Below are 23,074 nucleotides of genomic sequence, written 5' to 3' on the forward strand. Positions count from 1 at the left end.
GCTGCAGCTCAAGCCCCATGCGTCCTTCGGCCGCGCTTACCCCCGCGCTCCCTCGGCAGCATGCTTGCCTGCCGTGTAGCCGGTGGAGAAGGCGGCTGTAATGTTATAGCCGCCGGTGTAGCCGTGGACATCCAGAATCTCGCCGCAGAAGAAGAGGCCCGGCATGAGCTTGGATTCCATCGTCTTCGGCTGCACCTCCTTCAGGCTGATGCCGCCCCCGGTCACGAAGGCTTCCTTCAGCGAGCGGGTGCCGCAGGCGCGGAAGCTGCACTTCTTCAGCACGGCAGCCAGGGCAGTGACAGCCGCCCGGGAGACGACATTTGCCGCCGTATCGCCGTCCAGCCCGGCCTGGCTTAGCAGCAGTGGAATGATCCGCTCCGGAAGCCATCCCTTCAGCACATTTTTCACAGCCTTCTTCGGCTCTTGGGAAAGACGGGAACGAATCTCCTCCTCGGCGCCGCCGAGCGAAAGGTCTGGAAACAGATCGACAGCCATCTCGACATTAACCGTGTCAAACTTCTTCTGCACCTGGCGAATAAACTGGCTGCAGCGCAGCGCAATAGGTCCCGAGATCCCGAAGTGCGTAAACAGCATATCGCCCCGATGCGCAATGACCTTCTTGCCTTTGGGGTTCCAGACCGACAGCTCCACATCCCGGAGCGACAGCCCTTGCAGCTCCTTGGAAGCAATAAACGGCTCTGTCGATACAATAGGCACCTCAGTAGGGTACAGCTCTGTAATGGTGTGCCCTGCTGCGGCTGCCCAAGGGTAGCCGTCTCCGGTCGAGCCGGTCTGCGGCACAGATTGCCCGCCTGTGGCAAGAATGACGGCTTGGCTGCGGAAGGTCTTTCCGTTCTTCAGCTGGATGCCGGCCGCCTGATTTCCTTCATATAATATACGCTCTACGGGACTGTTGGTCAGCACCTCGGTGCCGAGCTCTCTCACCTTGCCGACGAGGGCGTTCACCACGCTGGAGGCTTTATCGGTGACAGGAAACATCCGGCCGTGATCCTCCTCCTTCAGCCGAATTCCCAGACCCTCAAAAAAACGCATAATATCCCGGTTATTCCAATGCTGAAACGAGCTGTACAGAAATCGTCCGTTTCCCGGAATATGAGCGATCAGCTCGTCCGGCTCCTTGGCATTGGTAACATTGCAGCGGCCGCCGCCTGAAATTCCCAGCTTGCGTCCCAGCTTGTCTCCTTTATCAACCAGCAGAACTGAGGCGCCCTGTTCGCCGGCGGCGACACAGGCCATCAGGCCGGAGGGACCTCCGCCGACCACAATGACATCGTAATGCAGCATGTTCATGTATCTCCTTTATAAGCAGGCCTATGGGCCTGATCCATCTTCATTATGGATTGACTTGTAAGACTTGCAATATGTGATGCTTAACCCGTTTATTATACCACTTTGTCTGTGTAACCCAAGCGGCTTGCCTGTATTTTTTGCACTCTTTATGCTTACTCTTTACCAAGGATCGGACAATGGGGTGACTGCGGATAATCTTTTCCTGCCCTAGCCATAATAAGCTCGAGATCTCACGGTAAAGGAGGCTATCACGGATATGAGCAAAAATGATTCGAAGCAGCAGCAGCTCCAGAAGCAGGAGAACAAGCAGCGCCAGGGCTCACCGGCTCCGGACAAGAAGCTGGACGGCATTAACAAGCCCTCTACTTAGGCGGGGGTGAGCGGAAGCGGATTCCACAGACCTGGGGTCCGCTTTTTCTGCAGGTCTGCGTACATATCTTGCTTTCAGTTCATCGGTTTGTATAATATAAGTTAGCGGTTATTCCGTATTCATGAAGAATAAACTTGTTTATATAAGGAGTGGAAGCACGATGGGTATGTCTTTTGACCGATATATGCGTGATATGGTTCAGCCAATGCGCGATGAGCTTACAAGCCTGGGCATCCAGGAGCTGACAACAGCAGAGGAAGTAGAAGCGAAGCTTCCGGGAGCAGCGGGAACGGCACTTGTCGTCGTAAACTCGGTGTGCGGCTGTGCCGCAGGCCAGGCTCGTCCGGGTGTAGCCCGTGCGCTGGAGAACAGCGTCAAGCCGGATCACCTGTTCACCGTCTTTGCGGGACAGGACAAGGAAGCAACGGCGAAAGCCCGGGAATATTTTGCACCTTATCCGCCATCATCTCCATCCATCGCCCTGCTGAAAGACGGGGAGCTGGTTCATTTTATCGAACGCCATCAGGTTGAGAATCGTTCCGCCGAGGAAATTGCGGCAGATCTCGCGGATGCGTTTGACCGTTACTGCCGTTAATGCTCTAATGTCAGTAATTTCAGACCCCGTAGCATTCGGAACCACCGAGGCCCCGGGGTCTTTTTAATCACAAGGTTCTTGACATGAACCGGACACTGCGGTGTTAATTATGAAGGGAGCGAGCAAGCATGAGCCTGCAGGAACAGATTATTGCTGAGCTGGGCGTCAAGCCGGAGATCAATGCAGAGCAGGAAGTCAGACGGCGTGTAGATTTTTTGAAATCGTATGTGAAGGATTCGGGCACCTCGGGACTATTGATCGCGATTAGCGGGGGGCTGGACAGTGCGGTAGCGACCGGACTGTGCAAGCGGGCAACGGATGAGCTGACGGAGGAGCTGGGCCGGGAATTCAAGACGCTCGGCGTCTTCCAGCCCTATGGGCAGCAGCCGGATATTGAGCACAGCTACGAGACCGCCAAAGCCTTTCAGCTGAAATACACGATGGAGACGAACGTAGAGGATGCTGTGAACGAGGTGGCCCTGGAGGTTGAGCACGGGATGAAAAATATCGGTGTGCACCAGCATATGAGCATTCCGGGCAAGGGTAACGTCAAGGCCCGGATGCGGATGGTCATTCAGTATGCGATTGCCTTCGAGCAGAATCTGCTCGTGGTCGGTACCGACCATGCTTCCGAGGCGATTACCGGCTTCTACACGAAATGGGGAGACGGTGCCGTGGACATTACTCCGCTCAGCACCTTAAACAAGCGTCAGGTGCGCCAGATCGGCTCGTACCTGGGTGTTCCGCAGGCCGTGCTGGACAAGGCTCCGACTGCCGGGCTGTGGGAAGGACAGACCGATGAGAAGGAGCTTGGCATCAAGTATGATGACAACAGCGACTATCTGGAGGGCAAGGAAGTGGCGCCTGAGGTCCGGGAGAAGCTGGAAAGCTACTATCGCCGAACCGCGCACAAGCGCAATGCGATTCCCGGGATCTAATGAATGAAGTCTCAGATGCACCTGCCTGAGAGCGGAATAAGAGCCTGATTAGGCTAAAGCAGCCAGTGCGCGCCGGTTTCATAGGTGCGCGCTGGTTTTTTTGATACAATAGATGGGGTTGTAGACTTTAGGGAAGCGCTAAAAGGGGCTGGCGATCATAATATATGGAATCGGGCATGACGTGCTGGAAATCAGCCGCGTGAGTCTCCTGCTGGAAGGGCGTCACGGCGAACGATTTGTGGAGCGCGTATTAACACCGGCAGAGCGAAGGCTTGCAGCAGACAAGGGGAAACGCCGGGCTGAGTTCATCGCGGGGCGCTTTGCGGCGAAGGAAGCGATCAGCAAGGCTTTCGGCTGTGGAATCGGCCATACGATCGGATTTCTGGATATGGAAATTGTGCCGGATAACGCCGGGCGGCCGGTGGCAGCCATTAGCCGGGAATGCTGGGCAAGGCTTGGCATTACGGAGCCGGAGAGCTATAACACTCACATTACGATTACTCATCAGAGCGAGCTTGCCTCTGCTTTTGCCGTGATTGAGCGAAAGGAATGAAACAGGTCATGGACCCATTACAACAGCAACGTTATTTCAGCCAGGAGCTCCTGGACTGGTATGTCGTCATCAAGCGGGACTTGCCGTGGAGAAGGCACAGCAATCCTTATTTCATCTGGATCTCCGAAATTATGCTGCAGCAGACGCGGGTGGATACGGTCATTCCGTATTTCAATCGTTTTATCGAGAAGTTCCCTACCGTGGAGGCTTTGGCGGATGCGCCGGAGGATGAAGTGCTGAAATGCTGGGAGGGCCTCGGATATTACTCCAGAGCGCGGAACCTGCAGTATGCTGCACGCCAGATTCGGGATCAGTACGGCGGCATCATGCCGAGCGGCAAGGAAGAGGTGGCATCGCTGAAGGGGGTCGGTCCCTATACGGCGGGGGCGATTCGCAGCATCGCTTTTAATGTGCCTGCACCTGCGGTGGATGGCAATGTCATGCGTGTGCTGTCCCGTTACTTCCTGATCGAGGAGGATATTATGAAGACCGGCACGCGGAAGCTGATGGAGGAGCTGGTGCTGCAGCTCATTCCGGAAGGACGCGCCTCGGACTTCAACCAGGGTCTTATGGAGCTTGGAGCCTTGGTGTGTACGCCGAAGTCGCCCAAATGCTTGACCTGTCCCGTGATGGTGCACTGCCGCGGGCGGATCGAAGGCATGGAGGACAAGCTCCCCGTCAAGGCCAAGGCCAAGCCTCCCCGCCAGGAATACCGGCTGACTGCCATCATTGAGGGCAGCGGAGTCGAGAGCGGCAAGGTGCTGATCCGCAAGCGCCCATCAACGGGTCTGCTTGCCGGTATGTGGGAGCTGCCTCATATTTCGGAGGTTCCGCCTGATGGTGATGCGGCTCGGCATGTCATGCTCCCGGATGCGGCGGCGGCCAAAAAGCTCGCGGAGGAGCTTGGCAGAGAGCGGCTTCCCGTCGTCCCCGGAGAGCATGTTATGGCTGCAGAGCACACCTTTAGCCACATTCACTGGAATATGCGGGTATATACCTGCTCCTGGTCACCGGCAGTGCCGGCAATGGCCGCTGAGAGCGCGGCGGCGTATGACGCTTCTCCTTCCATCCCGGAAGCGGGCTCCTCACCGGGTCCCCTGTATCAGTGGATTACCGCAGACGATATGGAACGCTATGCGTTTCCCAACGTTTTTTTGCGCATATTGAACGCTTATTTTGCAAATATTTAACGTCTGCTTAATTCATAAAGTTATTTCAGATAACATTACCCTGTTAATCTTTAATGTAGTAAAGCGTTGGAATGGGGTAGAGACGATGAGAAAACCCGAGCACATGCTTCCTCGAGGAGGGAGACTTGTGTCCGGGTTTTTTTGCTGTACTGAGGCTGCGCTTACATACAATTTACACTCTGTTTATCTTCTCCTGAAGCTCCCGTTTTAAGCTGGATAGAGTCTAAAGGGGGAGATCCACATAGAACATTCTGAACGCGAACGTGTTAAATTCCCGATTATCGCTTCGATCACTTCCATTGATCAAATCGAGGCGGCGGTGAACAGCAGTGTAGAGCGTGTTATTCTGATGGCCGGCGATATTATGAATCTATCCTCCATTGTCAAGAGCCTGCACGACAGCGGCAAAAAGGTGTTCGTGCATCTGGAAATGGTCGGCGGACTCGGTAGAGATCATTCAGCCGTGCAGTACATTGCGGAACGGTTTGGTGTTGACGGCATTGTAACGACGAAGACGAATGCCGTGAACGCGGCGCGTCAAGCCGGTATTTTGTCCATACAGCGTGTATTTGCCATTGATTCGCCGGCGCTGGAGACGGCGGTCAAGATGATCCGTCAGGCGCGTCCCGATGAGGTAGAGCTGATGCCGGGCCTGATGCCGAGAGTCATCCAGGAAATGAAGCAGAGGATTGAGCAGCCTCTCATTGTCGGCGGACTGATCCGAACCGAAGAGGAAATCAAGCAGGCGCTTGCGAGTGGAGCTAATCATCTGTCGATCGGCTCCGTTGAACATTGGTAATAAAGATACCGCCGTTCTGAGAATCCTGTTTCTATCCGTTCATTATGCCAAAAAAGCCGTCCCGCTGCAGCTGCAGCGGGACGGCTTGAAGTGCTGGGCAGGAGATATTACTTCGCGCTGTCGTAGCGTTTGCCGACTTCTTCCCAGTTAACAACGTTCCAGAAGGCGGAGATGTAATCCGGGCGTTTGTTTTGGTATTTCAGGTAGTACGCGTGCTCCCATACGTCCAGGCCGAGAAGAGGCGTTTGGCCTTCCATGATCGGGCTGTCCTGGTTCGGCGTGCTGGTTACAGCCAGCTTGCCGTTGTTCAGCACGAGCCAAGCCCAGCCGCTGCCGAAGCGCGTGGTTGCTGCTTTAGCGAAATCTTCTTTGAATTTATCGAAGCCGCCCAGCTCGCTCTCGATCGCGTCAGCCAGTGCACCGGTAGGAGCGCCGCCGCCGTTAGGTCCGATGACTTCCCAGAACAGGGAGTGGTTTGCATGGCCGCCGCCATTGTTGCGAACGGCTGTACGGATATTTTCTGGAACGGCATCCAGGTTTGCAATGAGATCCTCCAGGGACTTCTCTTGAAGCTCAGGAGCGTTCTCCAGCGCTGCATTCAGGTTCGTTACATAGGTGTTATGGTGACGGTCGTGGTGGATCTCCATCGTTTGTGCATCGATGTGAGGCTCCAGCGCGTTGTTTGCATAAGGCAGAGATGGTAATTGAAATGCCATAGTGAAAAAAACCTCCTGTAATATGTTTTTTTATGAGTAAAGGGCTGCTCCCGTAACGGGAGAACCATTTATCACACGGTGAATCCATATATGTAATTGTCCATTCCTCCATATTTTAAACCTTTCTGATGGATTAAATCAACTTTTGAGTCCGAAAACGCTGCGCCATTTTGCCCTGCTGCTCTCGTCATTGCTTTTTTCGAAAACAAGTATGTTTGGACAATGTAAAGACAAGCTGGCGTTTATTTTAATTAAATTCTGATCAACTTGCTGGATTAAAGGAGACCGGAATAATATGCTTGAAATGTAATCGCTTTATATGAAGCGCTTACAGAAGAAAACCCGTGAATTTGAAAGAATTATGTGGTTTAATGGACAAGAAAGCGGGTTTTTCGCCATTTTTGTAGTCATCATTATTGTTAGGTTTGCATCAACGGAATACTATAATATTGTAAAATGCAATATTGTAAACCGCGTAAACCGTACCATGCTAACGAAAAGGGAGATTTTGAAATGCATGTTCGTTCCTTTCAATTAAGTGACTGTAACCGGGTTATTGAGCTGCTGCAGGTTGCACTGTCCGAAGAATGCTACGAAAACACAATGGAGCCATTTTCAAGACAGCTCGCCTGGGATTCCGACCTCATTATGGTCGCGGAAGAAGATGGAATGCTCGTCGGTGCGTTGATCGGTACGATCGAGCGCAATCACGGGTGCTACTACCGGATCGCAATTCATCCGGATTACCGCCGAAAGGGAATCGGCAAAGCGCTTGTATCTTCAATGGAGCAGCGTTTTCAATCACGCAAGGTCAGCCGCATCCTTGTGGCTGGAGATGAGCATAACGCCGCCGCCATGCCTCTTTACGAAGCGATGGGATACGGAGCGAATAAAATTTTGACTGCATTTCAGAAGCTGAGCATCGTAGCCCAGCCGTGAAGGTCAAGATCGCATTTTGATATGGAGCATATCCCGGGTCGTTGCAAATGGACCTGAGATATGCTTTTCTATTAGTATGCCGGATGAGGCCAGGTATCGCGGCCAGGCTATTCTCGAGTAAAGAAGGTGTACAATGGAACAGACGGTACCCCCGGGTTCCTCCGGAAATAATGATGCGCCTAAAGGCAAGAAGGAAGCCAGCTTTGCAGCCGAGCTGTGGGACTGGATCAAGACCATTGCCATTGCCTTTGCCATCATGCTGCTGCTGAATATGTTTGTTTTTAACCTGTCGATGGTAAAGGGTGAATCGATGGAGCCGACGCTGACGGCCTCGGAGCGCCTGTTTATTAATAAGATTGGATACCGCTTCGGCGACCCCCGCCACGGGGATGTCATTGTGTTAAAGGATCCCAGTGACGGTCCGGACAAGAAGGAGTTTCTCGTGAAGCGGATCGTCGGAGTGCCTGGCGATACAGTGGAGGTCAAGGGCCACATTCTGTACGTGAATGGCAAAGCCCAGAAGGAAGAGTATACAGATGTTCCGATCGAGGACCCGGATTACGGACCGGTTACCGTGGAAGAAGGACATTATTTCGTGATGGGAGACAACCGTCATTTTCAAAAATCCAAAGACAGCCGCAAATTCGGCACGGTGGAACGGTCGGAAATTGTAGGCAAGGCCGAATTTATTTTCTGGCCGCTGTCGGAGATTAAAGGGCTGTAGCTCCAGCAGGAGTCAAACAGCCTGCCATAAGGAGGCGTGGAGATGCATTCCGCACATGGGGCTTATGCCCCGGCGCCTTCCGTCTGGGAGGCGCTAAAGCAAGAGATCAAGCTGGCTGCGCCAGATATGGGCATTGATGACATCGGATTCGCATCAGCGGATCCATTTGTGTCCCTGCGGGGAATTCTGCAGCGTCATCGGGAGCTGGGCTATGAATCCGGCTTCGAGGAACCGGACCTGGACAAGCGCGTTACGCCTGCCTTGCCGGGCACCCAGCCAGCATCGCTCATTGCGATTGCGGTAGCCTATCCCGCCAAGATGAGCAATCCGCCGAAATCCCAGCCGGGGCAGTACCGGGGCATCATGGCCCGTTCGGCCTGGGGCAGGGATTATCATCAGGTTCTGCGGGATGCCATGCAGCGGCTGGAGGCGTTCATTCGGGAAAGAGTGCCGGAGGCCGTGCTGGAGAGCATGGTGGATACCGGAGCTTTATCAGACCGCGCCGTGGCTGAACGAGCCGGCATCGGCTTTAGCGCCAAGAATTGCGCTATTATTTCTCCAAAGTTCGGCTCCTGGATTTATCTGGGTGAAATGGTCACGAATTTGCCGTTTCCCCCGGATCAGCCGGTCACCGAGGACTGCGGGGAATGCACAAGGTGCATTGATGCTTGTCCGACAGATGCCTTGGTCGGTCCGGGAGTGCTTAATGCTCAGCGGTGCGTTTCTTTTCTGACGCAGACCAAAGGATTTCTGAGCGATGAATATATGCGCAAGATCGGCAATCGCCTTTACGGGTGCGATACATGTCAGATTGTATGTCCCAAGAACAAGGGACTGAACTGGACGCATCATGCGGAGCTGCAGCCGGATCCCGACAAGGCGAAGCCGCTGCTGCTTCCGCTGCTCGATATGAGCAACCGGGAATTTAAGGAGGCCTTTGGCGACACCTCGGCGGCCTGGAGAGGGCGCAAGCCGATCCAGCGTAACGCCGTGATTGCCTTAGGTAATTTTAAAGATGCATCTGCAGTGCCGAAGCTGAGCGAAGTGCTGCTGAAGGATCCGAGGCCGGAGCTGCGGGGAACTGCTGCTTGGGCTCTGGGCCGCATTGGAGGCGAGGAAGCGTTGAACAACTTGAATAAAGGCATGAAATCCGAGCAGGATGAACAGGTTCGGAGCATGCTGCAGCAGGCGCTGCAGCAGCTGACTCCGGAAGAAGCCGCTGCAGGCTCCTCTGCGCCAGCGGAGGTGGACGGTGGAGAGCGCACAGCCGGTCAGCCCGCAGCAGTCGGCGAGCCGATGGGAACACCGGTTATACCGGCAGAGGTGCTTTATTACGATGAGGTCCAGACGCCGATTGGTACATTAACGCTTGTTGCATCGCCTGCGGGGATTTGCCTCGTGGAGTTTGGTCCCTTTACGGTGAAGGAGGCAGTGCTTCAGCAATGGTCGCGGACCTGGGCCGGCGGAGCGGGCTATGAGCGCAGCGAAGAGAAGCTTAGCTCCGCAGTATCCCAGCTGGAGCAATATTTCCGCGGGGAGCTGAAGGAGTTTACCCTTCCGCTGGATCTGCGCGGCACGCCGTTTCAGGTGCAGGTGTGGACCGCGTTGAACGATATCGCCCATGGCACGGTCCAGTCCTACAGGGAGGTCGCCGAAGCGATCGGAAGGCCGAAGGCTGTTCGAGCGGTCGGCGGCGCTAATAATAAGAATCCTGTGCCGATCATTGTTCCCTGCCACCGCGTCATCGGTACAGATGGAGCATTGGTTGGCTACGGCGGGGGCGTGGAGATTAAGCGTGCTCTGCTCCAGCTGGAGGATGCACTGCCTGCAAGGCGGGGCTCAGAGGCCTGATCCCGGGGTCGCTTGGAGGAGAAATGACACGTTTTTTTCATTTGCTGTCCCTGATGGGACATGCTATGATAGGTTTCGTAATATGCCATGAATATGGTGAATATTGTGAACAAAAGGTGGTCAAGTCATGAATATTGTCATTCCGATCATTACATTGATCGTGGGTCTGGTAGGAGGCTTTTTCATCGGTGCTTACTATCTCCGCAAGCAACTGGAGAAGATGCAGAGCAACCCCGAGATGCTGCAGAAGATGGCGAAGCAAATGGGCTATAACTTGAACGGCAAGCAGATGCAGCGCGCTCAGCAAATGATGAAGAACCAGCAGCTCCCAGGCAAGGCTCCGGGCCAGTCCCGCAAACGCAAATAAACGGTCTTTAAATAGAAATAACAATCCATGCTGAACAGGCATCAGGAAAGAGGGGTATACCATGGCTGGCGTGAAGGATTATATGAATCATCATGTAGCAGAGCATCGGGAGAAGATTGAGTATCATGTCCAGCAGATCCTGAAGCTGATCGGTGAGGATACCGAACGGGAAGGATTGCTGGATACGCCCGCCCGTGTCACCCGGATGTACGAGGAGATATTTGCAGGCTATGAGGTCGATCCCCGTGATGTGCTGGGCGTTACGTTTGATGAGCAGCACGAGGAGCTTGTCATCGTCAAGGATATTGTGTACTACAGCCAGTGTGAGCATCACATGGCGCCGTTCTTCGGCAAGGTCCACATCGGTTATGTACCGAGCGGCAAGATTGCCGGCCTGAGCAAGCTGGCTCGTCTGGTGGAGGCTGTCACGCGCCGCCTGCAGGTTCAGGAGCGGATTACTAGCCAGATCGCCGATATTATGGTTGAGGTGCTGAAGCCGCAAGGGGTCATGGTTGTTGTGGAAGGTGAGCATCTGTGCATGTGCTCCCGCGGCGTGAAGAAGCCGGGCAGCAAGACCATCACCTCCGGCGTGCGGGGCACGTTCCAGAAGGATGCTGCACAGCGTGCAGAGTTTATGTCTTTAATCAGGAATTAAGATTGTATGAAGGGTGTTCCTTTCGCTGCTGCGAGAGGTAACACCCTTTTTTTAATGGCTGGCTTCTCAAGCCCTTCTAAAAAGGCTCCCACTTGAGCCGGCTGGCCTTGTCATACCGGGCCTGAACCTCTTGCCAATGCACGACCTTCCACCAATCCTGAATGTATGACTTGCGATCATTCTGGTGCTTCAGGTAGTACGCGTGCTCCCATACGTCAAGGGCCAGCAGCGGTACGACATCCCACTGTGACAGGTTCTGATGCTTCTCAGCCTGAAGGATTTCCAGTCGTTGACTGCGGGGACTCCACACCAATATTGCCCAGCCGCTGCCCTCCACGTTTTCTGCCGCCTGACTGAATTGCTGCTGGAAGGCATCGAAGCTGCCGAAGCTTCTAACCATCTCGTCTCCCAGCGTACCCACCGGCTTACCGCCCCCGTCAGGACTCATAATGCTCCAGAAGAGGGTGTGCAGATAGTGACCCGCTCCATGAAAAGCAAGCTCTCGTTCCCAATGCTTTATAAGGTCGAAGCGCCCTTGCTGGCGCGACTCTGCAAGCTTCTTCTCGGCTTGATTTAAGCCGTCTACATAGCTCTGGTGGTGCTTGTCATGGTGAAGCCGCATCGTCTTCTCATCAATGTAGGGCTCCAGTGCATCATAAGCATAAGGAAGCGGAGGCAGCCGGTGACCGCCTATAGGCACAGGCTGAAGCTTCTCGGCCGTGCGGCCTGAGAAGGAGAGGACGGCCTCTGGAGAGTCCTGCTTGAACAGCGTGATGGAGCCGGGTTCATGAGAGATGCTGCTGCCTTGCTTGGTCTGCTGCATCAAGATCTCCAGCGACCCCGGCTTGTTCAGCTGCGCTAACACATCCAGGAAATATTGTGACTCCCGGATGATATGCTCCAGTACGACCGGAGCCAGGGGAAGCTGCTGAACGGCAGCACTGCGCTCCATCATAAGCCGAAGCTGCTGAATGAACACCTTGGATTGGTGCATGGACATGCTCACCAGCTGCTCAATGGGAGCAATTATTCCTGGTGGTAAAGCCCCATGGCTGCTGGCTGACGGCAGGAGCTGTTCTGCAGCTTTCTCCGTCTCTGTAAATACGATCGCCCAGTCATCCAGCAGCTTGATGTAGACCTGCTCCAGCCCGGGGATGATGGCCTTGATTACCTCGGTATGCTCCGCTTCCTGCTGCTTCCAAAATATAATCTCCTCCAGAATCCGGGCTGGAAGCTGAGGACCGTAAATATACAACATGACTTCAATTCCCCCTGTCCATCCATTTCATGTCAGACTCTACTGATATATTCTGGAGGGAGCCTGTATCATGCCCGCCTGAGAATATTCTGGAAGACCCTGCTTCTGCTGTTGCTGGAGCAAGAATAAGCCTGTCTTGCGGGCAGCAGAAGCTGCAAACAAGACAGGCTTATAGTGACAATCATTATGGCGAAGCCTCTGGCGGCTCCAGCTTGCCGAGGAAGGTGGACACCCGGCGCAGATACTCCCGGGGATGCTCCCGGAAGATTAGCTCATGCCGCGCATTCTCTACGATCCACGAGCTTGAATCAGGGTGAGTCTGGTTGGCTGCTATTTTTTCGGCAATCGGGTAAGGCGCCTTGTCATCCTTCGTCCCGTGAAGGATCAGGGTAGGAAATGGATAATCATGCTTCTTCACTTCCTGATACGGAATCTGATCCAGACTGGTGCCGTTCAGCACCGGAAACAGCAGCTCTAGAATTTCGAGAGAAGGGTGACGCGGAAGGTCAATCTGATTCTTGATGTTATGATATAGTGTATCCGGCTCCAGCAGGAACGCACTGTCGAGAATCATAGCATTAATATCCTTCGTCTCAAGTCCTGCCTGCAAGGCCGTTCCGCCTCCCATAGAGAAGCCCCAGACGACAATTTGCTTCGCGCCCCGCTGCTTCACGAGCTCGATCGCTCCCAGCAGCTGCAGCTTCTCCTCCTTGCCTCCGGTAGCAACGTCTTTGCTCGTTTGCGAAGCGAAAGCGTAATCAAACATCAACACATTGAAATCCAGGTTATGAGCGTAATGGGCCAGATCATACATCGGCACCCACGTCTCTTCCCGGTTCGCCCCGTATCCATGGCTGAGTATAATGGTGCGGTTCGAGCCTTCCGACGGAATGTACCAGCCGCTGATTGTCTTCTCGCCGTTCAGGGACGGGAAGTTCACACTTTCATAGTCCATGCCCTTGGCGAGCTTGGGGTTGGAATACAGCGGTGCTACGGTAGGGTTAGAGAGCACCCATGCGATATAGGCATGCAGCGCGATAAAGCAAAATATAAGAAAGAAGACGACGGATAGAATGAGAGCAAGCAAAATATGCTTAAGGCGAATCATTCCTGTCGACAGCACAGAGCTTGTTGAATCGGCTTCAGCGGTGCGGGAGATTGGGGCGTTTCTGCCAGTAGCCATGCTCATGTATGGCCCCTCCTTACCAAGGTTTCTTTCACATCCATAAAAAAATGAAAATATAATCTATCGTATGCCGGGCTACAGGCAAAGTCAATGAATATCAGGGATTTCTGACAGAAATAAAACTGGAAATCCATTTACTTCCCTAATCATTTTTCATATAATTCTTGTAACCAGGTTTCACGTGATGAAACATTGAGAGGGGAAGGGCGGTATGGAAGATCGCAAACTGACCGTTCGCGCCGTTGAACGGGCGCTTGATATATTAATGTGCTTCACCAAAGCCCAGGAGCTGGCGCTTACAGAGATATCTTCCCAGATCGGACTGCATAAGAGCACGGTACACCGGCTGATGGCGACACTGGAGGAGCGGGGATTTGTGATCCGGGACAGCCGCACCGATAAATACAGGCTGGGTATGAAGATTTGGGAGCTGTCCACCCATCTGTCGCATAGTGACGATCCGGCGGTACGGCTGCTTCCTTTGATGGAGAGCCTGAGGGACCAGCTGGGAGAAACGATCAGCCTGTATCTGAGGGATGGTGCAGAGCGTATCCGGATACAGGCAGTACAGAGCAATCAGGCGATCCGCAGAGTGGCTCAGGTGGGAGCTCGTCTGCCGCTGTATGTTGGAGCATCTAGTAAGGTGCTGGTGGCCTTTGCATCCCCTGCTGTACAGGAGGAATTGCTACTGGACCCTGACTGGCCCGAGACCGTCGACAAGAAGGCTTATCGCCGGCAGCTGGGAGATATCCGGAAGCGGGGCTACGCCATCAGTATTGAAGAGCGGGAGCCCGGTGCGGTTGCGGTATCGGTACCCATCTTTGATCATCAGGGCAGGATTGCCGCCGCTTTGTCCTTGTCGGGTCCGGTGAACCGGCTGTCCCCGGATACGCTGCTGCAATTTGCGCCCGTGCTGAAGGAAGCGGCAAGAGAGATGGGCTTGATGATATCCTGAAGAGACAAAAGGGTTGTCTCCGCGAGATCGGTTAGATCTTGCGGGACAACCCTTTTGTCTTTTCGTTCATCGTACGGGTCAAAATATCGTGGAAGGAAGCAGGCTTGTCTGTCTCCTGTTCCTTGCGGTTAGGGCTCAGCGTCTGAGGACGCGGGTACTGATGATGAAAGGGCAGCGCCGATTGAATGTTCAGCATGGCTTCAAACCTCCTGTCACACATTTTCTTCATAGATAGCGATTACGGGTACATCGGGCTATAGAAGATGATTATGTAAGAAATGATTTGTAACCTGTTAACCTTAACCGAAGCGCTTGAAACGGTGTTAGCTGCAAAAGAGGAGAAAAGGACCAGAAAAGAGGAATCAAGGTCCTGTTAGCAAAAAGCCCATTTGGTCCCATCCTCCTTACATGGTGTGTCGCAGGTATGATAAGTCAATGGGTCAACAAAAAGGCTGCGCCCGAGATCTAGAGGTCTCGGGCGCAGCCTATATAAGTGTGCTTTCAGCTTACTTGCTGTCAGCGATCATTTGACGCAGTACGGTTTGGAGAATACCGCCATTGTAGTAGTAATCGACATCCACCATGCTGTCCAGACGAGCAATGACAGGGAACTCGAAGCGGGTTCCGTCTTCACGAGTTGCGGTAACGTGCAGCTCTTGTCCTGGCTTGATGTCGTTGCTCAGGCCGAGAATATCAAAGGTCTCATGGCCTTCGAGACCGAGGCTCTGCCAGCCCTGGCCTTCCTGGAACTGCAGCGGCAGTACGCCCATGCCGACCAGGTTGGAGCGGTGAATCCGCTCGAAGCTCTCGGCAATAACAGCCTTGACGCCGAGCAGGAAAGTGCCTTTCGCAGCCCAGTCACGGGAGCTTCCGGTACCGTATTCTTTACCGGCAATAACAACCAGGTTCTGTCCGCCTGCCTGATAGTTCATGGAAGCATCATAGATGGACATCACTTCATCGGTTGGCAGATACGTGGTTACGCCGCCTTCAGTGCCCGGTGCAACCTGGTTACGGATCCGGATGTTGGCGAAGGTACCGCGCATCATGACCTCATGGTTACCACGGCGGGAGCCGTAGGAGTTGAAGTCCTTGCGATCAACACCATGGTCCTTCAGGTATTGGCCTGCCGGGCTGTTGACAGCAATGTTGCCTGCCGGGGAGATATGGTCCGTCGTTACGGAATCACCCAGCAGCGCCAGAACACGAGCCTGGCGAATATCTTGAATGTCATTCAAGCCGTTGCCAAGTCCTTCAAAGAACGGCGGGTTCTGAATGTAAGTGGAATTGCTGTCCCACTCATACAGCTCGCCTTGAGGAACTGGAATCTGGTTCCAGCGCTCGTTGGCGGTGAAGACATGCTCATATTTCGCACGGAAAGCTTCAGCGCTGACGGATACGCCCATCGCTTCACGGATTTCTGTGCTGGTTGGCCAGATGTCCTTGAGGTATACCGGCTCATTGTTCGGATCGTAGCCAATCGGATCGTTCTGCAGGTCGATGTTCACTGTGCCGGCCAGTGCATAAGCAACGACGAGCGGCGGCGAAGCCAGATAGTTGGCTTTCACCTGTGCGTGAACGCGTCCTTCAAAGTTACGGTTACCAGACAATACAGCCGCTACCGTCATATCATTCTCGGCAATCGCTTCGCTGACTTCGTCCGGAAGCGGACCGGAGTTACCGATACAGGTTGCACAGCCATAGCCGGCAACGTAGAAGCCGAGCGATTCCAGGTAGTGCATCAGGCCGGCCTTCTCCAGGTAGTCGGTGACGACGAGGGAGCCTGGAGTCAAGCTGCTCTTCACGAAGCCTGGCTTCTTGAGGCCGCGCTCGACGGCTTTTTTCGCCAGAATACCGGCACCCAGCATAACGCTTGGATTGGAGGTATTGGTACAGCTCGTAATGGCTGCAATCACGACAGCGCCTGTATCCATTTCACTTGTCGTACCATCTTTATGCTTCACAGTGACCTTCTGGTTGATCTTCTCGTCACTCAGGCCATATCCGCCTTTATCAATCGGAGTGCGGATGATGTCATTGAAGCTGTCCTTCATATGTGTCAGCTCAATGCGGTCCTGTGGACGCTTCGGTCCGGCAAGGCTCGGTACAACAGAAGCGAGATCCAGCTCGATAACATCGGAGAATTCAGGGTCCGGTGTATCTGCAGTACGGAACATATTCTGAGCTTTATAGTAGGATTCAACCAGCTCTACCTGCTCGTCGGAACGTCCAGTGCCGCGCAGGTAAGTCAGGGTTTCGTCATCGACAGGGAAGAAGCCGATGGTTGCGCCGTATTCCGGAGCCATGTTCGCAACGGTCGCACGGTCAGCCAGGCTGATGTTAGCCAGACCAGGGCCGTAGAATTCAACGAATTTGCCGACAACGCCTTTCTTCCGCAGCATTTGCGTTACAGTCAACGCAAGGTCCGTAGCGGTTGCGCCTTCGGACAGGCTGCCTGTCAGTTTAAAGCCGATGACATCTGGAGTTACGAAGTAAAGCGGCTGTCCCAGCATGCCGGCTTCTGCTTCGATACCGCCTACACCCCAGCCAACAACGCCAAGGCCGTTGATCATGGTGGTGTGGGAGTCTGTACCTACCAGGGAATCAGGGAAGACGAGAGTTTCGCCATCTACTGTCTTCGTAGCAGCTACAGAAGCCAGGTACTCCAGGTTTACCTGGTGGACGATACCGGTTCCCGGAGGAACAGCACGGAAGTTATCAAATGCGGTTTGTGCCCAGCGCAGGAAGCGGTAGCGTTCCTCGTTGCGCTCAAATTCAACATCCATGTTATATTCCAGCGCCTGCTCGGTGCCGAAGGCGTCAACCATAACGGAGTGGTCAATAACGAGATCAACCGGAACCAGCGGATTGATCTGCTTCGGATCCCCGCCGGCCTTCTTCACGGTGTCGCGCATCGCGGCCAGGTCAACTACGACCGGTACGCCGGTGAAATCCTGCAATACGATCCGCGCAGGAATAAACGGGATTTCCTTATTGGCATCCCGGGTTTCAGCCCATTGGGTGAGCTGCTTTACATGCTCTTCGGTAATCGCCCGGCCATCGAATTGGCGCACTGCGGCTTCAAGCAGAACGCGGATGGAGAAAGGGAGCTTTGATACTTGGCCCAAGCCTTGCTCCTCCAGAGCCTGAAGGCTGAAATAGCGATAGTTCTTGCCTGCCACCTCCAGCGAACGGGAGACGGAGAATTGATCCTTCACTGACATTACATGACCCTCCTTGAATTAAGTCAATCCATAGCGGTGCGGCTGACGCACCCTTGTAAACATCTGCACAGCTTCAGAAAACAACAGTGTTGTTTCACTAGATGAAACATGATTTCAAAATAATAGCTACTTATAATTATAACGTTTACACGGACCAGCGTAAAGCATTTTTTAAGAAGATTTGAGGCTGAAAAAGGCGGAATTCACCGGGTTTTGACAAATAATGAGGACACTCATCCCTGCTTGAAATCAGCCTTATGCTATTTATGCATAACATCATATTCTATAAACTGCGGCTCATAGCAGGCGGACGTTCTTCATATAATCGGAAATAGAAGGCAGGGATTGAACGTTTCGGCCAGCGGCAATGATCAAGAGCGGGAATGTGATGTCAAAAAAGGGGCGATGAGCGATGTCTATAGCCAGAGAGGTGCGCAGTCCTTGGAAAAATGTATTGTACGCCTATGTGGATCAATATAATCAGAACCGCGTCGATTACGGGACAGGACTCAAGGAGCAGGTGGTGACAGATCTCAACTATTTGCTGCAGCGGGGTGAACGTCAGATTCGGCTGCGCCACTGGTTTGCTGAGCGCGGAGTGACTCCGCGCCGGTGTGAAACGAAAGCCCGGCTGACCCGGGTGCTGAAGGAAACGGAGGACCAGGTCATTGCGGATCTTCGGCTGCACAGCCTGTTTTATTATGAAAAAAGAGGCATGCTCCACCGGGAAGACGTCATTCAGCGTGAGCGGCTGACGCTCCTTCGTGACGGAGATGCGTGGCTGATTGTCGATGTGGAGTCGCTGGAGGATGAGCGCCAGCCGGAGCAGGGCCCGCCTTCTTCATCATTGTCTGAAGAGGTTCATGGCTGGGAGACGGCGAAGTCGGTGCCGCTCATTAATCATCGCGGCGTGTACGCGGCAGGAATGAGAAGCCGGGCCGGGCTGTATGACCGTGAAGCGGCGGCTGCCTATGCAGATCAGTGGTGGGATTCCGGCAATCCGGAGTTTGCCCAGTTCGCCGTGGACTGCACCAATTATATCTCGCAGTGCCTCTTTGCAGGCAAAGCGCCAATCCACTATACTGGTAAAAGAGAAACAGGCTGGTGGTACAAGGGTTACGTCGGCGGACGGGAATGGTGGAGCTACAGCTGGGCGGTGTCCAACAGCTTCGCCCGATACCTGGAATACAGCGGCTCGGGTCTTCGGGGAGAGCAGGTCGAGCGTGCGGAGCAGCTGAGGCTTGGAGATGTTATCGTCTATGATTGGGACGGCGACGGAGCATTTCAGCACAGCACGATCGTCACGGCCTTCGACGCCGGAGGGATGCCGCTGGTCAATGCGCATACCGTCTCCAGCAAGCACCGCTACTGGGACTATCGCGATTCCTATGCCTGGAGCGAGAATACGGTGTACCGTTTTTACCATATTCCTGATGAGTTATAAGGAATGGAATGAATGCAGTGAACACTGCTGAAATTGCAAAAAGAGAGGTATGGCATGGGACAGGATAAATTAACGGTAGGACTGGTCTACGGCGGGAAATCAGGAGAACATGAGGTTTCGCTGGCTACGGCGTTTGCCGTCATGAATGAGTTTGATTTTGACAAGTATGAAATGATTCCCTTCTACATTACGAAGCAGGGAACCTGGAGAATCGGCGGCAAGCTTGATGCTCCGTTTAAGGATAAGCAGGAGCTGAAGCTCTCTGGCGGCAGCGGAACACAGGCTGCGCTGAATGCGGTATTCAGCCGTCTGTACGGCAGTCAGCAGCCGGACATTGACATTATGTTTCCGCTCCTGCATGGAACCTTTGGCGAGGACGGAACCATCCAGGGGCTGTTCGAAATGGCAGACATTCCTTATGTAGGCACTGGCGTGCTGACATCCGCTGCCGGTATGGACAAAGGAGTCATGAAGAAGCTGTTTGCGCAGGCCGGGCTGCCGCAGTGTGAATACTGCTGCTTTACGCAGGCCGAGTGGAAGCGGGCCAGCCACAAGCTGGTGCAGGGCATTGAGGATAAGCTGGGCTACCCTTGCTTCGTGAAGCCGGCGAACCTGGGTTCAAGCGTGGGCATTTCGAAGGCGAAGGACGCGGCCCAGCTTGCTATGGCGATCGAGACGGCACTGAAGTATGACCACAAGATCATCGTCGAGGAGTTCGTAGATGCCCGCGAAGTAGAGGTTAGCGTGCTGGGGAACGAGGAGCCGATTGCTTCTATCCCGGGTGAAATTGTCTCCTCCAGTGAATACTATGATTATGCCGCCAAATATACGGACGGACAGTCAGAGATGCTTATTCCTGCACCGGTGGATGCAGAGACCGCGGATACGCTGCGAGAGCTTGCGATCCGGGCGTTCAAGGCGATTGAGGGCAGCGGAATTACCCGGGCTGATTTCTTTATCCGGCGCAATGACGGAGGTATCCTCATTAATGAAGTGAACACGATGCCGGGCTTCACGCCGTTCAGCATGTACCCGCTGCTGTGGCGCGAAACCGGAATGTCCTACCGCGAGCTGCTGGATCAGATGATCAGCCTCGGGCTGGCACGCTATGAGAACAAGCAATCTCTCATTTATGAGAATGAGGTATAATGCAGTATACTGAATATATAACAAAAGGGGAGTCCGCGTTGAACACGGCTCCCCTTGACTATAATCTCACATTATCAGGTGAAAGGATGGCTGGCTATGGGATTTCAAACCGAGTTTAATTCCGTGTGCAAGTTCAAGAACGAGCAGGAGCTGTATGAGCTGCTGGAGTACGGCCGGGGCAAGATGCTGAAGCAGGGCTTCCGCGTGTTTCCTACGGGACAAAAGGTGATCGCTTATACTCCGGAGAACGTCGCCTCCGCCATCGTAAAAATTACCGCGTGTGTTTCTGAAATCAACTTTCAGGGACAGGAAGTGACCTCTGTCGAGCTGCAGCTCGTACGGAAGCTAACCGAGGAGGAGTCCAGGCTGCAGACGGCTCTGGCGCACGAAATGTTCTTCGGAGATCAGGCATGATTGTCCGCTTCGGTTATGTGGCCATGTCCACCGTCGTGCAGAATTCTTCCCCGTCCAGAACGATGACGATGGCCAGCTTCAAGAAGCTGGACGACCGGGAAGCCGGTCTTCGCCGGCTGGAGCGGATTGCAGGGGAGAACCTGCACAATACGCTCCGGCTGCTGAAGCATAATCTCGCACACGACATTAAGGTGTACCGAATGACCTCGAAGCTGATTCCGCTTGCCACCCATGGCGATCTGGACGATTGGGATCCGTTCCCTGCCCTTCGGGAATCGTTCGCAGAGGTCGGGGATTTTGTGCGCAAGCACGAGATGCGCGTGTCCTTTCATCCGGATCATTTCACGGTACTGAGCACGCCGAGGCCGGAGGTGCTGGTGAACTCGATCAAGGATCTGCGGCATCATACCGACATGCTTCATGCGCTCGGGTTCAGCGGCCGAATGAAGAACAATATTCATATTGGCGGCGCCTATGGGGACAAGCCCTCGGCGGCGGCCCGTTTTATAGAGCATTTTGAGGGGCTGGACCAGGATATCAAGGAGCGGCTGACGCTTGAGAACGACGACAAAACCTTTAACGCCGTAGAAACGTTAACAGTATGTCAGAAGCTTGGGCTGCCCATGGTGCTCGATCTGCACCATCAATGGGTCAACCATGAAGGAGAGCGGCCAGGCGAGCTGTGGCGGGATGTGCTGGAGACCTGGAATTCGCCGCTGGCGCAGGCCGGCTCGGAGGGTGACAACCCTCTGCCGCCCAAGATTCACGTGTCCAGCCCGAAATCGCCCACCGATATTCGCAGTCATGCGGACGGTGTCGAGATGCCGCCGCTGCTTCATTTTTTACGAGAGATTGCAGCAATTACCCCGCAACTTGACGTCATGATTGAGGCCAAGAAGAAGGATGAGGCGCTGTTTGGCCTGATGCGTGATTTTGCCGCGGCAGAGGGAGATGGGGTAAAGCTCCTTAACCAGGCCGCAATTGAGGTTACACCATAGCCGTCAAGTGCTTGTTGAATATGAATATACAGCTCGTTGTTAATATAGCAGCCCTTCCTTCAGACGCAAAAGGGGAATACAATAGGTTTATAAGATTCATATGAAAGTAGAGTGAGTGCTTTGAATGATAAAGAGAAGACGCCTTATGTCGTGAGTAGCAAAAGCTATGCCGCTGTTGCTATCAACTGTGCTGCCAAGGCCGGAGAATGGATCAAGAGCAAGCAGGGAACGGTACAGCAGCTGAATACCAAGACCTCTGCCCAGGATCTTGTGACTGAAGTGGACAAGGGGGCGGAGCAGATGATCCGCAGACTGATTCTGACGCACTTTCCGGACCATGCCATTCTCGGTGAGGAGGGTGTCGAGCCCGGGCCAGAGGCTTCAGCCAAGGCGTTGGAGACGGCGCTGGAAGAGGATTATGTATGGATTATTGATCCGGTTGACGGGACGACTAACTACGTGCACGGGTTCCCCTTCTACTCGGTATCCATTGCGCTGGCTTATCAGGGGGAGATCATACTGGGCGTTATCTATGATCCTTCCCGGGATGAGCTGTTCATTGCCGAGAAGGGCAAGGGGGCCTATGTCCACGGCAACCCGACCCGAGTGTCCGGGGAGGCCGTCTTGTCGGACAGCCTGGTGGCCACAGGCTTTCCGATCGATGCGGCTTCCAATCTTCCGCAAAATATGGAGGCTTTGCAGGCCATCGTTCCCAAGGTGCGGAACGTCCGCGCGGGAGGCTCGGCTGCGCTGCACTTGGCTTACGTTGCTGCCGGGCGCCTGAGCGCCTATTGGGAGATCGGCCTGAACGCCTGGGATGTGGCAGCCGGGGTCCTTCTGATTGAAGAATCCGGCGGCCGGGTAACGGATACCAACGGGTCTCCCTATAGCCTAAAGGTGCGCAACATTGCGGCCACGAACGGCGCTATTCATGAAGAACTGCTGCAGGTGCTGGCGGACTCGGCCGGTTAATCTTCAAGTGTAAGGAGAGATCATCTCATGAACGAGAAGCAGGAGCGGGATCAGGAACTGCAGCGGAGGCTGAGCGAGCTGCTAACGGAAGGGGAGCTTGAGGCCGGAGAGGTACAGGAAGAAGGCCGGCGCCGAATCTCCCATCCCTATGAGATTGTCATTCAGACGAAGCATGATCCTATTGCCGAGGAGATCCGGGCATATCGGCGGCTGGGCAAGGAGCTGGACGACCGGTATGATAAGTATCTGGAGCAGGTGGAGAAGCAGAACCGGGAGAAGTAATCCGCAGGCCGGGACATCTCCGGCAGGCAACGGTTGTTCCAAAGGCTTTACAGCGGCGATGCCGGGGCAATCCCTGGTATCGCCGCTTTTTGTGCAGCCTTGAAGGAGGGTACTGCGTGTCCTGGATGAAATCCCGCATAGCGGTATCGCCGATCCATGCCGAGGTGGTAAACTGGAAAAAGAA

At 54.1% G+C, this 23,074-nt stretch carries 23 protein-coding genes; 17 read left to right on the forward strand and 6 right to left on the reverse strand.

The features are described from left to right. Window positions 1-36: 36 nt before the first annotated feature. Window positions 37-1,305, reverse strand: a complete 1,269-nt coding sequence (locus E6C60_RS03100) for a BaiN/RdsA family NAD(P)/FAD-dependent oxidoreductase (RefSeq protein WP_138224462.1) — start codon at window positions 1,303-1,305, stop codon at window positions 37-39. 536 nt (window positions 1,306-1,841) lie between these two features. On the opposite strand from E6C60_RS03100, the gene E6C60_RS03105 reads away from it, so the two are divergent. The 5 genes from E6C60_RS03105 (at window position 1,842) to E6C60_RS03125 (ending at window position 5,756) form a co-directional block, all read left to right on the forward strand. Further along, window positions 1,842-2,276: a BrxA/BrxB family bacilliredoxin gene (locus tag E6C60_RS03105; protein WP_138224464.1), complete on the forward strand. Its 435-nt coding sequence runs from the start codon at window positions 1,842-1,844 to the stop codon at window positions 2,274-2,276. A 128-nt stretch (window positions 2,277-2,404) separates the two neighbouring features. Continuing rightward, window positions 2,405-3,214 carry an ammonia-dependent NAD(+) synthetase gene (gene nadE, locus E6C60_RS03110; protein ID WP_138224466.1) on the forward strand — a complete coding sequence of 270 codons (810 nt, stop codon included), beginning with the start codon at window positions 2,405-2,407 and terminating at the stop codon, window positions 3,212-3,214. A 157-nt stretch (window positions 3,215-3,371) separates the two neighbouring features. Continuing rightward, window positions 3,372-3,767, forward strand: a complete 396-nt coding sequence (acpS, locus tag E6C60_RS03115) for a holo-ACP synthase (RefSeq protein WP_138224468.1) — start codon at window positions 3,372-3,374, stop codon at window positions 3,765-3,767. Between the two features lie 8 nt (window positions 3,768-3,775). Then, the gene (gene mutY, locus E6C60_RS03120) at window positions 3,776-4,957 is read left to right on the forward strand and encodes an A/G-specific adenine glycosylase (RefSeq protein ID WP_138224470.1); all 1,182 of its coding nucleotides are present in this window, start codon (window positions 3,776-3,778) and stop codon (window positions 4,955-4,957) included. 289 nt (window positions 4,958-5,246) lie between these two features. Beyond that, a complete protein-coding gene (locus E6C60_RS03125; RefSeq protein WP_407669146.1) occupies window positions 5,247-5,756 on the forward strand; it encodes a glycerol-3-phosphate responsive antiterminator in 510 nt (169 codons plus the stop codon). Between the two features lie 107 nt (window positions 5,757-5,863). Here the strand turns inward: E6C60_RS03125 and E6C60_RS03130 are convergent, their stop codons facing one another. Next, a complete protein-coding gene (locus E6C60_RS03130) occupies window positions 5,864-6,472 on the reverse strand; it encodes a superoxide dismutase (RefSeq protein WP_138224475.1) in 609 nt (202 codons plus the stop codon). A 513-nt stretch (window positions 6,473-6,985) separates the two neighbouring features. Here E6C60_RS03130 and E6C60_RS03135 point away from each other — a divergent pair. The 5 genes from E6C60_RS03135 (at window position 6,986) to folE (ending at window position 11,008) form a co-directional block, all read left to right on the forward strand. Then, a complete protein-coding gene (locus tag E6C60_RS03135; protein ID WP_138224476.1) occupies window positions 6,986-7,411 on the forward strand; it encodes a GNAT family N-acetyltransferase in 426 nt (141 codons plus the stop codon). Between the two features lie 133 nt (window positions 7,412-7,544). Then, on the forward strand, window positions 7,545-8,135 hold the full coding sequence (gene lepB / locus E6C60_RS03140; protein ID WP_138224478.1) for a signal peptidase I: 591 nt from the start codon (window positions 7,545-7,547) through the stop codon (window positions 8,133-8,135). A 42-nt stretch (window positions 8,136-8,177) separates the two neighbouring features. Further along, window positions 8,178-9,986 (forward strand): tRNA epoxyqueuosine(34) reductase QueG, encoded by a 1,809-nt coding sequence (gene queG, locus E6C60_RS03145; protein WP_138224480.1) that lies wholly within the window; start codon window positions 8,178-8,180, stop codon window positions 9,984-9,986. A gap of 127 nt (window positions 9,987-10,113) precedes the next feature. After that, window positions 10,114-10,353, forward strand: a complete 240-nt coding sequence (locus tag E6C60_RS03150; protein ID WP_138224482.1) for a YneF family protein — start codon at window positions 10,114-10,116, stop codon at window positions 10,351-10,353. A gap of 61 nt (window positions 10,354-10,414) precedes the next feature. Further along, window positions 10,415-11,008, forward strand: coding sequence for a GTP cyclohydrolase I FolE (folE, locus tag E6C60_RS03155; RefSeq protein WP_138224484.1), 594 nt, complete (start codon window positions 10,415-10,417; stop codon window positions 11,006-11,008). A 76-nt stretch (window positions 11,009-11,084) separates the two neighbouring features. On the opposite strand, the gene E6C60_RS03160 is transcribed toward folE, so the two are convergent. Together E6C60_RS03160 and E6C60_RS03165 are read right to left on the reverse strand one after the other, a co-directional pair. Continuing rightward, entirely contained in the window at window positions 11,085-12,266 is a 1,182-nt protein-coding gene (locus E6C60_RS03160; protein ID WP_138224486.1) for a Fe-Mn family superoxide dismutase, read from the reverse strand. 184 nt (window positions 12,267-12,450) lie between these two features. Next, window positions 12,451-13,455 carry an alpha/beta hydrolase gene (locus tag E6C60_RS03165; protein WP_138224488.1) on the reverse strand — a complete coding sequence of 335 codons (1,005 nt, stop codon included), beginning with the start codon at window positions 13,453-13,455 and terminating at the stop codon, window positions 12,451-12,453. 208 nt (window positions 13,456-13,663) lie between these two features. Here E6C60_RS03165 and E6C60_RS03170 point away from each other — a divergent pair, with 208 nt between their 5' ends. Next, the gene (locus tag E6C60_RS03170; RefSeq protein WP_138224490.1) at window positions 13,664-14,407 is read left to right on the forward strand and encodes an IclR family transcriptional regulator; all 744 of its coding nucleotides are present in this window, start codon (window positions 13,664-13,666) and stop codon (window positions 14,405-14,407) included. 31 nt (window positions 14,408-14,438) lie between these two features. On the opposite strand, the gene E6C60_RS20795 is transcribed toward E6C60_RS03170, so the two are convergent. Both E6C60_RS20795 and acnA read right to left on the reverse strand, forming a co-directional pair. Further along, window positions 14,439-14,603, reverse strand: a complete 165-nt coding sequence (locus tag E6C60_RS20795) for a hypothetical protein (RefSeq protein ID WP_175415164.1) — start codon at window positions 14,601-14,603, stop codon at window positions 14,439-14,441. 310 nt (window positions 14,604-14,913) lie between these two features. Then, window positions 14,914-17,631, reverse strand: coding sequence for an aconitate hydratase AcnA (gene acnA / locus E6C60_RS03175; protein WP_138224492.1), 2,718 nt, complete (start codon window positions 17,629-17,631; stop codon window positions 14,914-14,916). A 412-nt stretch (window positions 17,632-18,043) separates the two neighbouring features. Between acnA and E6C60_RS03180 the strand changes: the two genes are divergently transcribed. The 6 genes from E6C60_RS03180 to E6C60_RS03205 all read left to right on the forward strand — a co-directional run bounded on the left by E6C60_RS03180 (window position 18,044) and on the right by E6C60_RS03205 (window position 22,890). Next, entirely contained in the window at window positions 18,044-19,075 is a 1,032-nt protein-coding gene (locus E6C60_RS03180; protein WP_138224494.1) for an amidase domain-containing protein, read from the forward strand. A 54-nt stretch (window positions 19,076-19,129) separates the two neighbouring features. Continuing rightward, window positions 19,130-20,224, forward strand: a complete 1,095-nt coding sequence (locus E6C60_RS03185; protein WP_138224496.1) for a D-alanine--D-alanine ligase — start codon at window positions 19,130-19,132, stop codon at window positions 20,222-20,224. Window positions 20,225-20,320: 96 nt separating this feature from the next. Then, a complete protein-coding gene (locus E6C60_RS03190) occupies window positions 20,321-20,638 on the forward strand; it encodes a hypothetical protein (RefSeq protein ID WP_138224498.1) in 318 nt (105 codons plus the stop codon). Beyond that, complete coding sequence (gene uvsE / locus E6C60_RS03195; protein WP_138224500.1) at window positions 20,635-21,636, forward strand: UV DNA damage repair endonuclease UvsE; 1,002 nt, start codon at window positions 20,635-20,637, stop codon at window positions 21,634-21,636. Before E6C60_RS03190 ends, uvsE begins: the two co-directional genes overlap by 4 nt. Before the next feature lie 120 nt (window positions 21,637-21,756). Beyond that, window positions 21,757-22,608 (forward strand): inositol monophosphatase family protein, encoded by an 852-nt coding sequence (locus E6C60_RS03200; protein ID WP_138227604.1) that lies wholly within the window; start codon window positions 21,757-21,759, stop codon window positions 22,606-22,608. 27 nt (window positions 22,609-22,635) lie between these two features. Continuing rightward, the gene (locus E6C60_RS03205) at window positions 22,636-22,890 is read left to right on the forward strand and encodes a hypothetical protein (RefSeq protein ID WP_138224502.1); all 255 of its coding nucleotides are present in this window, start codon (window positions 22,636-22,638) and stop codon (window positions 22,888-22,890) included. Window positions 22,891-23,074: the final 184 nt, after the last annotated feature.

The organism is Paenibacillus algicola (genome assembly GCF_005577435.1).
GTDB lineage: Bacteria > Bacillota > Bacilli > Paenibacillales > Paenibacillaceae > Paenibacillus_AQ > Paenibacillus_AQ algicola.